The organism is Salinicola sp., assembly GCF_982684285.1.
Genome location: NZ_CEXLVS010000137.1, coordinates 1 through 10,959, shown reverse-complemented (window position 1 = coordinate 10,959; position 10,959 = coordinate 1). Strand labels below are relative to the sequence as shown.

The 10,959-nt window shown below is 65.5% G+C and carries 11 protein-coding genes; 5 read left to right on the top strand and 6 right to left on the bottom strand.

Annotation, left to right across the window (positions count from 1 at the left end; all coding sequences use genetic code 11):
* The 5 genes from AC3AYF_RS12775 to AC3AYF_RS12755 form a co-directional block, all read right to left on the bottom strand.
* On the bottom strand, nt 1–491 hold a 491-nt coding region (locus AC3AYF_RS12775; protein WP_295037943.1), incomplete at its 3' end, for a TRAP transporter large permease subunit.
* Nucleotides 491–1,129, bottom strand: a complete 639-nt coding sequence (locus AC3AYF_RS12770; protein ID WP_295037945.1) for a TRAP transporter small permease subunit — start codon at nt 1,127–1,129, stop codon at nt 491–493. The genes AC3AYF_RS12770 and AC3AYF_RS12775, both read right to left, overlap by 1 nt.
* 72 nt (nt 1,130–1,201) lie before the next feature.
* Nucleotides 1,202–2,248, bottom strand: a complete 1,047-nt coding sequence (locus AC3AYF_RS12765; protein ID WP_295037947.1) for a TRAP transporter substrate-binding protein — start codon at nt 2,246–2,248, stop codon at nt 1,202–1,204.
* A 74-nt stretch (nt 2,249–2,322) separates the two neighbouring features.
* Nucleotides 2,323–3,117 (bottom strand): putative hydro-lyase, encoded by a 795-nt coding sequence (locus AC3AYF_RS12760; protein ID WP_295037949.1) that lies wholly within the window; start codon nt 3,115–3,117, stop codon nt 2,323–2,325.
* A gap of 173 nt (nt 3,118–3,290) precedes the next feature.
* Nucleotides 3,291–4,190 (bottom strand): LysR family transcriptional regulator, encoded by a 900-nt coding sequence (locus AC3AYF_RS12755; protein WP_295037951.1) that lies wholly within the window; start codon nt 4,188–4,190, stop codon nt 3,291–3,293.
* Nucleotides 4,191–4,539: 349 nt separating this feature from the next.
* Here AC3AYF_RS12755 and ilvD point away from each other — a divergent pair, with 349 nt between their 5' ends.
* The 4 genes from ilvD (at nt 4,540) to AC3AYF_RS12735 (ending at nt 8,745) form a co-directional block, all read left to right on the top strand.
* Nucleotides 4,540–6,249: a dihydroxy-acid dehydratase gene (gene ilvD / locus AC3AYF_RS12750; RefSeq protein WP_295037953.1), complete on the top strand. Its 1,710-nt coding sequence runs from the start codon at nt 4,540–4,542 to the stop codon at nt 6,247–6,249.
* Nucleotides 6,250–6,463: 214 nt separating this feature from the next.
* Nucleotides 6,464–7,645, top strand: coding sequence for a uroporphyrinogen decarboxylase/cobalamine-independent methonine synthase family protein (locus tag AC3AYF_RS12745; RefSeq protein ID WP_295037955.1), 1,182 nt, complete (start codon nt 6,464–6,466; stop codon nt 7,643–7,645).
* A gap of 112 nt (nt 7,646–7,757) precedes the next feature.
* Nucleotides 7,758–8,159, top strand: a complete 402-nt coding sequence (locus AC3AYF_RS12740; protein ID WP_487779813.1) for a hypothetical protein — start codon at nt 7,758–7,760, stop codon at nt 8,157–8,159.
* A gap of 91 nt (nt 8,160–8,250) precedes the next feature.
* The gene (locus AC3AYF_RS12735; RefSeq protein WP_295037959.1) at nt 8,251–8,745 is read left to right on the top strand and encodes a metallophosphoesterase family protein; all 495 of its coding nucleotides are present in this window, start codon (nt 8,251–8,253) and stop codon (nt 8,743–8,745) included.
* A gap of 9 nt (nt 8,746–8,754) precedes the next feature.
* Here the strand turns inward: AC3AYF_RS12735 and AC3AYF_RS12730 are convergent, their stop codons facing one another.
* Nucleotides 8,755–9,969 (bottom strand): PQQ-dependent sugar dehydrogenase, encoded by a 1,215-nt coding sequence (locus AC3AYF_RS12730; protein WP_295037961.1) that lies wholly within the window; start codon nt 9,967–9,969, stop codon nt 8,755–8,757.
* A 193-nt stretch (nt 9,970–10,162) separates the two neighbouring features.
* Between AC3AYF_RS12730 and AC3AYF_RS12725 the strand changes: the two genes are divergently transcribed.
* Nucleotides 10,163–10,959, top strand: a 797-nt coding sequence (locus AC3AYF_RS12725) for an AbrB family transcriptional regulator (protein ID WP_487779812.1), incomplete at its 3' end; no start/stop codon positions are given.

Here is a 10,959-nt window from a genome sequence, read left to right as displayed (position 1 = left end):
TCGGTCAGGAAGCCATAGACGATCAGATTGATCGAGGGCGGGATCAGGATCCCTAGCGTGCCGCCGGCGGCGATGCTGCCGCAGAAGAGCCGCGGGTGATAGCCGAGCTTGTCGCCCTGGGGCAGCGCCACGGTGGAGATCGTCGCGGCGGTGGCCACCGACGATCCAGAGGTCGCCGAGAACAGCATCGAGGTCATCACGTTGGCATGCAGCAGACCGCCGGGCAGCCAGGAGAGCCAGTGATCCATGGCGCGATAGGCGCGTTCGGCGATGCCCGCGCGCACGATGATTTCGCCCATCAGCACGAACAGCGGAATCGCAATGAGCAGAAAGGAGTCGGCCGCCGACCACAGATTCTGGCCGAGCGCCCGCATCAGCGGGAAGAACGAGAAGAACTGATCGACGCCGAAGGCGAGCAGGAACAGCGCAATGGCGACCGGAATGCCGGTCAGCAGCAGCGCCAGAATGCCGATGGAGAGATAGGCAAGCATCAGGATTTTCCTCCTGCCGCGGCGTTGTCGCGCTCGCTGGCCTCGAGCTGGTTGGTTTCGAGTGGTGCGGCCTCGAGCGGGTCGGCGTCGTGGCCCATGCCGATCAGCGCCCGAATCGTGGCGCTATCGCCGCCGATCGCCGCCAGCAGGGCGCGAATCGCGAGCACCGCCGCTGCAAGGGCAAACCAGGTGTAGCCCAACACCCAGACCAGCTGCGGTATCCACAGCGGCGTCGACAATGGCGTATTGGCGGTGGTGTGATTGGAGAGTGACCCCGAGAACACCGGCCAGGCGTGGATGACGATCATCCAGCCGACCAGATTGACGGCGAGTATCGAGAGCAGATCGAGCGCCGCACGGGCGGCGATCGGCAGCTTCGAGTAGCCGACATCGATGCGGATATGGGCACGTTCGACCAGCGTGTGCGAGAGCCCCCAGGCCGAGAGAATGGCAAGGACATAACCGGCATACTCTTGCACGCCTTCGAAGGAGTGACCCAGCAGTTTGCGGCTGACCACTTCCATGATGACCATCACCACGACGGCGAGCAGCAGCAGGCCGATGAGCCGAGCGGCCCAGCGCGAGACAAGACGGACGGCGCCCACGAGGGCGTCGACCAGAGAGACGAGAGTGAGCATGTTGAGTACCTGCCGACGGCTGAGAACGGGTGTCTAGGGCCGGGCACCGGCGTGCCCGACCCTGCGACCCGTTTACTTGACGATGGGGAGCGCGATCAGCGGTGCGACGTTCGCGTTCCAGAGCGAGATCGTCTCGTCGTCGATGCGCGATGCCCAGCTCGGCAGTACGGCACCAACCAGCGCCTGGTGGGCGCGCTCGCGGTCGGCATCGGTCACCTCGACCAGTGTCATGTCGCCCGGCTTGCCGTGTTCGCACTCTCCATTGCCGGTCAGGCAGGCGATGCCCTGCTGCTCGTCCTTGGCCAGGTTGTTCCACACCGGATCGATGAAGCCGGGTTCGATCTGGCGCTCGATGGTCTGCTTGGTCTCGTCGTCGAGCGAGTTCCAGGTGTCGTTACTGATCGCCGTAATGACCGTATCCCAGCCGCCGATGGGCAGCGGCAGCAGATAATCGGCCACATCCTGCCAGCCGGAGTTGTAGCCGGAGAGCGAGCCGGTGACGGCACAGTCGATCACGCCGCGCTCGAGCGCGCCGGGTACCTCGTTGAAGGCCATGACCGTGCTCTGGGCACCGATGGCGGAGAGGAACTCCGCCGTGGTGCGGCCGCTGGCGCGAACCTTCTTGCCCTGTAGATCGCCGAGACCAGTGATCGGCGTGTTGCAGAAAACCACCTGCGGCGTGTTGGGCGCGATCGCCAGCACATGCGCGTTGTAGTGAGACTGCATCGTCTTTTCGGCGATCGGCATGAACGCCTCGCTGACCTCGCGTGCCTTGACGGGATCGGTGGTCATCATCGGCAGATCGAGCCCTTCCAGCGCCGGCGCCTCGACGCCGACATAGTCCGAGAACGTCATGCCGACATTGAACAGGCCGTTCTTCAGGTAGTTGAAGACATCGCTGCCTTCGATACCCATCTGATCGAAGGTCGTCATCTGGACCTGAATCTGGCCGTCGCTCGCCTTGGGCAGGGTCTCGGTCCAGAACGGCTTCTCGAAGTTCTTGTGCAGTGAGACCGCGCTCCAGGTACCGACGACATTGAGGCTGGTATCGGCGGCAGCGCCCTGGGCAAGGCCGACAGTCAGGGCGGAGAGCGTGAGGCCAAGCAGTGTCTTCTTCATGGGAGTCTCGCTTGTTGAGGTTGTTTTACGAGCCTTCGGCAGGGGCGGGCAGCGTGACCGCCGCGATATCGCCGCTACCGATACTTGAGGCGATAGTTGGGAATGTCGGTGATCAGCATGTGACCCGGCGCGTGGGCCATGGCGAAGGGTAGCTTCGCATTCATCAGCGCGACCTGCGGCGTCACCCCGCAGGCCCAGAACACCGGAATATCGCCGGCTTCCATCACCGGCGCATCGCCGAAGTCCGGCCGGTGGATATCGTCGATGCCGATCAATTCCGGTCGCGCCAGATGCAGTGGGGCGCCATGAACGCTGGGCATGTCGGTGGTGATCTGCACGGCGCGGATGGCATCGGCCGGCGACATGGCGCGCATCGAGACGACGTAGCTGCCGTGGAACGGGCCGGCGGGAATCAGCGGAATACGGGTTCGGTACATCGGTACGATGGTGCGCGCTGCCATGTGGCGAACCGGCACGCCCTCGGCGAGCAGCGGCTCCTCGAACGAGAACGAGCAGCCGATCGAGAAGGTCACCAGGTCGTCGCGCCAGCGGGAGACCAGATCGGTTGGCTCGTCGACCAGTTCGCCGTGTTCGTAGACGCGGTAGCGGGGTACGTCGGTGCGCAGGTCGATCGCGTCTCCCAGTGCCTGCGGGTGAAAGCTGCCCGGTTCGCTGACATCGAGCACCGGACAGGCCGCTCGATTGGCCATGCAGAAACGCAGGAAATCGCTGGCGTAGGCCTCGGGGATGATGACCAGGTTGGCCTGGGCGTAGCCATTGGCGATGCCGGTGGTCGTGCTGGGCCAGTCGCCGCGGCGGATGGCGGCGCGCGCATCGGCCGGAGAGACGGTGGCGTCGAGAGAGGTCATTTCATCGATCCTGATTGTCATTGTCGTGGCAGCTTCGACCGCCAAGGCCGGACGCCACCTTATGCAATCCAACGCTATGGGTTCACGGCGCATCAATCCAATCGATTTTTATGATTCCCTTTCATCGGCAAAACCTTTCAATGGTCAGGTCCATCGGTAACGCCTTGCCAGCGTCAGGCGTGCTCGCGCTGGTCCCGTTGGCCGAGTTCGATCGCCAGGTCGATGACGCCATCGGCCAGTGCCTTGTCGATGTGCTGCGGCCAGGAGGCGGCAAAATCCAGCCTTGGCAGATCACAGGGCAGCGTGATGAGCTCGCCGCGGGCGATCTCCTGCTCGACGATGCGGGGCGGGATGGCGCCAACGCCGATACCATCCAGCGCCAGGCGCACGATGGTCCAGACCGAGCCGGAACAGTGCAGCTTGATCCGCTCCAGGCGCTGCTGATGCAACAGAGACTGCAGCTCCCGATAGGGGCGGCTGTCGCTGGCGAAGGTGATCAAAGGCGTTCCGGTGCGCTCCAGCGCTTCCAGCGTGAACGTTTGGGCCGAGAAGCCCAACTGCGGGGTGGCGATCAGTCCCGTGGCATAGTGGCATAGCGGCCGACTGAGTATGTCCTGGGCGTCCACCGGCCCCAGCGTGAAGGCCATGTCGATCTGGCGGTTGAGCAGCCGGTTGGCGAGCCCCGGCGTGCCATCCACCTCTAGCTGCAGCGTCATGTCGGGAAAGCGGTTGGCGAGCTCGGCAATGAACGCCGGCAACCAGCTGTGAGCGATGGTCTCGACCACGCCGAGGCGCAGCACACCCTGGAACGGGTTGTTGGCCTCGAGCATCGTCATCGCTTCCTGGCGCGTCTCCAGCATGTGCTGAGCGTGGCGGTAGAACTGTCGGCCTTTCGGCGTGGGCTGGATCGGACGCTGGGCGCGATCCAGCAACGGCCCGCCGACGAACTCCTCGAGCCGGGCAATACGATCCGAGATGGAAGGCTGGGTCAGGTGCAGGTGCTGTGCGGCAAGACGGAACGATCCCAGTCGTACGATCCAGACGAAGGCTTCGATTTCCTTGAAGTCGAACATGGCGGGCTCGTTTGGGGTCCGGTGAAGGCGAAAATTCAACGCCCGCCAGTATTGCATGGATGGCCGCTCCCGAGAGACGCGCGATTTCCGCCATCGTCGGATGTCCGCGCGCGCTCGGTGCCGTTACAATGGGGCCACCCTTTCTGTATCGGGCGCGTCCGATTCGCTTCATGAGAGCCGCTTCACAAGAGCCATCGCGTCCGAGCATTGTCATGTGACCGTGACACCTCGATGCACGCCGACCGTCATCTTTCGCTGCATCACTTCAGCCGGCATGTGTCGCTCAACCTTCGCCCGACGAGGCAGCCGAACCGTCCTCGAGGCGAACAGACGAAAACAGGAGCGCTTGATGAGTCAGGATTACCCGGAAAATACCGACCCCCGTCGCCGCCACTCCGCCAACGTGGTCGACGGCCCCGGCAAGGCCGCCAGTCGCGCCATGTTGCGCGCCGTCGGTTTCACCGACGAGGACTTCAAGAAGCCGCAGGTGGGGATCGCCTCGACCTGGAGCCGGGTGACGCCGTGCAACAGTCATATCAACGTGCTGGCGGAAGCGGCCAGTGACGGCGCCGACGCCGCTGGTGGCAAGGGCGTGATCTTCAACACCATCACCATCTCCGATGGCATCGCCAACGGCACCGAGGGCATGAAGTACTCGATGGCCTCGCGGGAGATCATCGCCGACTCCATCGAAGCCGTCTCCGGCTGCGAAGGCTTCGACGGGGTGGTCGCCATCGGCGGTTGCGACAAGAACATGCCCGGCTGCATGATCGGGCTGGCGCGCCTCGATCGCCCCAGCATCTTCGTCTATGGCGGCACCATTCAGCCCGGCGCTGGGCATACCGATATCGTCTCGGTGTTCGAGGCGATGGGGGCCTACTCCCAGGGCAACAAGTCGCTGATCGAGGTCAAGCAGATCGAGGAGACCGCGATTCCGGGGCCGGGCTCCTGCGGTGGCATGTACACCGCCAACACCATGGCGTCGGCGATCGAGGCGATGGGCATGAGCCTGCCCAACTCATCGGCCCAGGAAGCGGTCTCCCAGACCAAGCACGACGACTGCCGCGCTGCCGGCGAGGCCGTGCTCAAGCTGCTCGAGCTGGATCTCAAGCCCTCCGACATCATGACCCGCAAGGCGTTCGAGAACGCCATCACCGTGGTCATCGCCCTCGGCGGCTCCACCAACGCGGTGCTGCACCTGCTGGCGATCGCCAACACCGTCGGCGTCGAGCTCTCGCTGGACGACTTCACCGAGATCGGCAAGCGGGTGCCGGTGCTCGCCGACGTGCGCCCCAGCGGCCACTACATGATGAGCGAGCTGGTGGCGATCGGCGGCATCCAGCCGCTGATGAAGGTGCTGCTGGATGCGGGCATGCTCCACGGTGACTGCATCACCGTCACCGGCAAGACGCTGGCCGAGAATCTGGCGGACGTGGCGCCGTATCCGGTCGACCAGCAGATCATCAAACCGCTGGACAAGCCGGTCAAGGCGAGCAGCCACCTGCGCATTCTCTACGGCAATCTGGCGCCGGAAGGGGCCGTGGCCAAGATCACCGGCAAGGAAGGGACCCGCTTCACCGGTCGTGCGCGCGTGTTCAACTCCGAGGAGGAAGCCCAGGCCCGGATCAACGATCTGACCGTGGTCGCCGGTGACGTCGTCGTCATCCGCTACGAAGGGCCCAAGGGAGGCCCGGGCATGCGCGAGATGCTGACGCCTACCTCCGCGATCATGGGCCGCGGCCTGGGCGACAAGGTGGCGCTGATCACCGACGGTCGCTTCTCCGGCGGCAGCCACGGCTTCGTGGTCGGCCATATCACGCCGGAAGCGTTCGTCGGTGGCCCCATCGGCCTGGTCGAGGACGGTGACGAGATCACCATCGACGCCGAGAACGATGTCATGACCGTGCATATCGACGACGCCGAGATGGAGCGGCGTCGTGCGGCCTGGCAGCGTCCGGCGCCGCGCTACACCCGCGGGACGTTGGCCAAGTACGCCAAGACGGTCAGTTCCGCATCGAAAGGTGCGGTCACCGACCTGCCGGAAGCGCTGGAGGACTGAGCCGGCGACGAGTCGGCGCGGTCGCAGTTGCTGAACGAACGCCCCGAGGCTTGGCCTCGGGGCGTTTTTCGTGGGTAGGCGACTGTTGCCGCTAATCATGAGGCCGGTTCATGATCGAGCTGCACAACTTTCATGCAGCCGTGCGTCTACTTGGCCTCTGGCTTGGGTATCCTTGGCGGCTGATTCATCACCACGAGCCCGCCGAGGAGCCCCCATGCAGACCAGCCGCGACCGCATCATCACCACCCACACCGGCAGCCTGCCGCGCACGCCGGCGCTGTCGCGCATGCTGGTCCTGCGCGAGCAGGGCAAGCCGGTCGACAGCGCGGCGTTCGAGGCCGAGGTCGCGCGCTGCCTGGATGGCGTGATCGGCGCCCAGCTCGATGCCGGGCTCGACAGCATCAACAACGGCGAGGCGCCGCGGGTGGGCTTCTCGACCTACGTCACCGAGCGCATGAGCGGCTTCGGCGGCGAGGGGCGGCGCAAGCCGACGCTGGATATCCAGAAGTTCCCGGGCTATGCCGAGCACATGGCGCGCCAGATCGGCGTCTCCGAGGATCTGGCCAAGGTGTGGAACACGCCGCTGGCCCAGCGTGCGGTGCGCTACGACCCGACGCTGGCCGGGGTCAAGGCGGAGCTGGCCTCGTTCGAGGCTGCGCTTGCCGCCAAGCCGGCACCGCGGGAGACCTTCATGACGGCGGCGTCCCCCGGCGTGGTCACCACCACCATGCTGCGCGCCCAGGACAACCCAGACTATCCCACCGACCGCGACTACGTGCTCGCCGTCGCCTGCGAGCTGAAGCAGGAGTACGAGGCGATCGTGGCCGCCGGCCACGTGCTGCAGCTGGATGCCCCGGATCTGGCCATGGAGCGTGTGATCCTGTTCGGCGATGCCGACCTTGGCACCTTCCTCGAACGCGTCGAGCTGCACGTCGAGGCGATCAATCTGGCGCTGGAGAACATTCCGGCGGACCAGGTGCGCCTGCACGTCTGCTGGGGCAACTGGCAGGGGCCGCACCAGGACGACGTGCCGGTGGCCGAGCTGCTGCCGATCCTCTACCGCGCCAAGGTGGGGGCACTCAGCATCCCGCTGGGCAACCCGCGCCACGAGCACGAGACGGTCTCGTTCAAGACCCATCCGCTGCCGGATCAGATGCTGCTGATGCCGGGGGTGATCGACGTCACCACCAACTATCTCGAGCATCCCGAAGTGGTGGCCAATCGCATCTGCGCCTCGGTGGATGCCATCGGCGACCGCGAGCGGGTGGTGGCGGGCACCGACTGCGGCTTCGGCACCTTCGCCAGCTACGAGTTCGTCGCCCAGGACGTGGCCTGGGCCAAGCTCAAGGCGTTGAGCGAGGGCGCGGCGATCGCCACCCAACGTCTCTGGGGTTGAGCGCGCCCTGCGAATCGCGCTCTTGCAATCGGTAACCTCATGGATGCCGAGGCTCTCCTATACTGCGAAGGCAAACGGCACAACAGGGAGAGGTGCAAAGTCGTCTAGATGGATGAATGCCGGGCTGGGCCTGGCGCTGACTACGCTGCTGTCCGCCGGCGGCGCCATGGCGCAGGACAAGACGAGCGATCAGCCCAACGTGGACAAGCAGGAGGGGGCGCAGACCAACGAGCAGGAGGCGGCCCACGAAACCGAGACTCAGTCGGAGGGCGCGCCTGCGCTGGCGCAGCAGTGCCAGGATCTCGCGCTGCAGGAAGATGATGCCGCCGAGAAGATGGAGGGGCTATCCATCTACGAGACCAACGCCAGCGATTACCAGAAGGGCGAGGCGTATGAACTCACCGTCGATCTGCTCGGCGAGGGCAATGCGAAGTACAACCTGACCTGCCAGGTCGATGCCGACGGCAACATGACCGACGAGGGCATGGGCAAGTCCACCAGCGTCAAATCATGAAGCGGACTCGTGCAACGTTTCAGACGGCCCCTCGGGGCCGTTTTCGTTTGCACGCCTCGATCGCCCACGACTTTTCATCAGGAGGTCACCGATGAGCATCACTGCAGATATTGTCGAAACGATGTCTCCGGTCGGGATCCTCTCGGATACCCACGGATTGCTGCGTGATGAGGCGCTGGCGATGCTGGCAGACTGTCGCCCGCTGATTCACCTGGGAGACGTCGGCGATCCGGCCATTCTCGAGCGCCTGGCGGAGCGGGGGCCGTTGTACAGTGTGCGCGGCAATATCGATCGGGAAGGGGCGTGCGCGGCGCTGCCCTCCCATCGACTGCTGGTGATCAACGGCCGGGCGCTGCAACTGGTCCACGATGTCGCGGATGTCGACGGTCGAATGGCGTGCGAGGCCGTGCTCCACGGACACTCGCACAAGCCGCGCAACGAATGGCGGGGAGAAGGTGCCGAGCGGAAGCTATGGTTCAACCCCGGCGCGGCGGGCAAGCGTCGATTCCGCCTGCCGATCACGCTGGGCAAGCTGTGGATCGACGCCAACGGTATCCGTGGCGCGATCATGCACCTGCCGCTTTGAATGCGGGAGTCACTCCTGTTCGGGGGTGATCCGGATCAGCGCGCCGTTGGCCGAGTCCGTCAGCACCCACAGCGCGCCGTCGGGGCCCTCCGCGACGTCGCGCACGCGGCCCAGCTTCTCCAAAAGACGCTGTTCGCCGCTGACACGCTTGCCGTCGAGCGTCAGCCTCACCAATCCGCCTGGCGACAGCGACGCGATGACGAGGTTGCCCTGCCAGCCGGGGAAGCGGTCACCCTGGTAGAACGTCATGTCGCCCGGCGCGATCACCGGGTCCCAGTAATAGATGGGCTGCTCCATGCCCTCCTTGGCGGTAATGCCCTCGCCGATGGGCGCCCCGCTGTAGTCCTCGCCGTAGGTGATCACCGGCCAGCCATAGTTATTGCCGGCTTCGGGCACGTTGAGCTCGTCGCCGCCCTTGGGTCCGTGCTCGATGGTCCAGAGTTCGCCGGTGCCGGGCTGTAGCGCCGCGCCCTGCACGTTGCGATGACCGTACGACCAGATCTCGGGCAGACCGGCGCTGCCATCGGCGAACGGGTTGTCGTCGGGAATCGAACCGTCGGCGTTGATCCGCACCACCTTGCCCAGATGCGTATCCCGATCCTGGGCCAGCTGGCGGGGTTCTGGCAGCGAGCGTTCACCCAGGGTCACGTAGAGCCGGCCCTGGTCGTCCCAGGTCAGCGTGGAGCCGAAATGCTTGGTGGAGTTCCAGGCCGGTGTCTGGCGAAAGATCACTTCGACATCCGTCAGCCGGCCGTGGTCGTGGCTCAGGACGCCACGGGCGACCGCAGTGCCGTTCTCGCCGTCGTCTCTCGGCTCGGCGTAGCTGAAGTAGATTCGTCGGTTGTTGGCGAAGTCCGGGTCGAGCACCACATCGAGCAGGCCTCCCTGGCCGCGGGCATCGATCTCCGGCAGCCCCTCGATGGGCGCGGACAGCGTTCCGGCGTGCAGGTCGACGGCACGCAGGCGTCCGGGGCGCTCTGTCACCAGCGCCATGTCGTTGTCGACAAAAGCCAGGCCCCACGGATGCGCCAGCCCCTCGGTGACCGGCGTTGCCGTGAGCGCGACGTCGTCGTCGAGCGCCGGCGCGCGGGTCTGGCCGTCGAATGCCGGGGTCTGATCCGGCGCGTTGGGCGGGCCGCTCTGCACCGGCTCAGCGGCGAAAGCTTCGCCGCCGAGCGATAACAACAGGGCTGCACCGGGGAAGGTCACGAGATTTCGAAACATGTCGGTCTCCATGGCGGGGGCTGGCATCGCGTCTGGTTCATTGACTGTAGCAGCCTTCCGAGGTCGTGTAAGCGGTGGTTCCCGGTGCTGCGGGTGTGACGTGTTGCTGACAGTTTGAAACCAAAGATTGTCGACAAACGATGCCGCGTCCCGGCCAAAGTTGATATCATTAGCCTTTTATCGGAGTTCGAACTTGCCCGCTGATCCTTCCGTGCCCTGCAACCCGCCATCCCGCTCCCGTCCTCCTGCGTGGATGCGTTGGCTGCTGCTCGTGATCGGCTGCGTCATCGCCAACCGGCTGTTGAATGCGGTGCACATGCCGGCCGGCGGCTTCATCGGCCCGATGGCGGTGTCGATCGCCTACGGGGTAGTGGTCGGCGGCCTGAAGTTGCCTCGTGCCGGTTTCAAGCTCAGCCAGGGCGTGATCGGTGTGCTGATCGCGCAGACGCTGACCCTGTCGGTCCTGTTCAAGATCCTCGATGCCTGGCCGGTGATGCTGATCGCCACGACGATCACGCTGCTGCTGAGCCTGGGCGTGGGCATAGGGCTGGTGCGCTACGGCGGGTTGCCCGGCTCGACGGCCGCCTGGGGCACCACGCCGGGGGCCGCCGCGGCGATGGTCGCGATGGCCGAGGAGAGCGATGCCGATCCGCGGATCGTGGCGGCGATGCAGTACGTGCGCGTGGTCTGCGTCGTGCTGGTGGGCGCCCTGGTCAGTCACTACCTCGGCGTGACGGACAGTGGCGGCGGGGGGCACGCTGTCAACCTGCCCGGCAGCCTGGGAGAGCTGGGCAGCTTCGCCGCCACGCTCGCCATCGTCGTCGGTGGCGTGTGGTTATTCGACCGGCGGTTGCCCGCCGGCGCGTTGCTCGGCCCGGTGGTACTGGGTAGCGTCTTGAGCCTGAGCGGCGTCCTCACCATCGTGCTACCCCAGCCGCTCCTCGAATTGGCCTACGGGGTGCTCGGCGCCTACGTGGGATTGCGCTTCGG

Bases quoted from the DNA above. Each gene is read 5' to 3' on its own strand.
- AC3AYF_RS12770 (WP_295037945.1), bottom strand. From the start codon at position 1,129: ATGCTCACTCTCGTCTCTCTGGTCGACGCCCTCGTGGGCGCCGTCCGT.
- AC3AYF_RS12765 (WP_295037947.1), bottom strand. From the start codon at position 2,248: ATGAAGAAGACACTGCTTGGCCTCACGCTCTCCGCCCTGACTGTCGGC.
- AC3AYF_RS12760 (WP_295037949.1), bottom strand. From the start codon at position 3,117: ATGACCTCTCTCGACGCCACCGTCTCTCCGGCCGATGCGCGCGCCGCC.
- AC3AYF_RS12755 (WP_295037951.1), bottom strand. From the start codon at position 4,190: ATGTTCGACTTCAAGGAAATCGAAGCCTTCGTCTGGATCGTACGACTG.
- ilvD (WP_295037953.1), top strand. From the start codon at position 4,540: ATGAGTCAGGATTACCCGGAAAATACCGACCCCCGTCGCCGCCACTCC.
- AC3AYF_RS12745 (WP_295037955.1), top strand. From the start codon at position 6,464: ATGCAGACCAGCCGCGACCGCATCATCACCACCCACACCGGCAGCCTG.
- AC3AYF_RS12740 (WP_487779813.1), top strand. From the start codon at position 7,758: ATGAATGCCGGGCTGGGCCTGGCGCTGACTACGCTGCTGTCCGCCGGC.
- AC3AYF_RS12735 (WP_295037959.1), top strand. From the start codon at position 8,251: ATGAGCATCACTGCAGATATTGTCGAAACGATGTCTCCGGTCGGGATC.
- AC3AYF_RS12730 (WP_295037961.1), bottom strand. From the start codon at position 9,969: ATGTTTCGAAATCTCGTGACCTTCCCCGGTGCAGCCCTGTTGTTATCG.